The organism is Bacillus sp. ES1-5 (genome assembly GCF_022487605.1).
Taxonomy (GTDB): domain Bacteria; phylum Bacillota; class Bacilli; order Bacillales; family Bacillaceae_G; genus Bacillus_A; species Bacillus_A wiedmannii.
On sequence record NZ_JAKVPU010000048.1, the window covers coordinates 1 to 533 of the forward strand.

1 protein-coding gene is annotated in these 533 nt (G+C 28.5%); it reads left to right on the plus strand.

All coding sequences use genetic code 11. The annotated features are described in order from the left end of the window. The first annotated feature begins 210 nt into the window (after positions 1-210). Positions 211-486 carry a MarR family winged helix-turn-helix transcriptional regulator gene (locus tag MKO96_RS29225; RefSeq protein ID WP_240589349.1) on the plus strand — a complete coding sequence of 92 codons (276 nt, stop codon included), beginning with the start codon at positions 211-213 and terminating at the stop codon, positions 484-486. Positions 487-533: the final 47 nt, after the last annotated feature.

A 533-nucleotide genomic window follows, 5' to 3' on the forward strand; every position in this document is an offset into this window, starting at 1 on the left:
TACCATTAGGAATCTACTAGCATTTGTAATCTTTTTCATGTATTTGCACCAAAATTCATTATTATAAGTGAATATGGTATAAAAATGACAAAACTCTTTTAAGGACAATAATAAAGATTGACGGTTTATAAGTCACCTGCTAACATATTAGATATCTAACATATTAGTTACTTAATATATTAGTTATCTAACGTATTAGCGGGTGATTTTTTGTCTTTATATGAACAAGTTAAACGCATTAATGAAGCTGAATATACTATAAACCGCTTGATATATAAACATTACAAGCAATATTTAAATAGTGGTATTACAACACAACAAGCTGTTGTATTAGATATTGTATATTTAGCGAAACGTATTACGGTCGGCGAAATTGCGATTGAAATGAATATAAGCTCTAGCGCGGTTAGCCAATTAATAGCGAAATTGGAAAAGAATAAATATATCAAACGAGAAATTAATCTTCAAAATCGACGTGAAATATAATAATTTCGCAGCTTTATTCGCTGGAATTAATCCGAAAATAATACCAA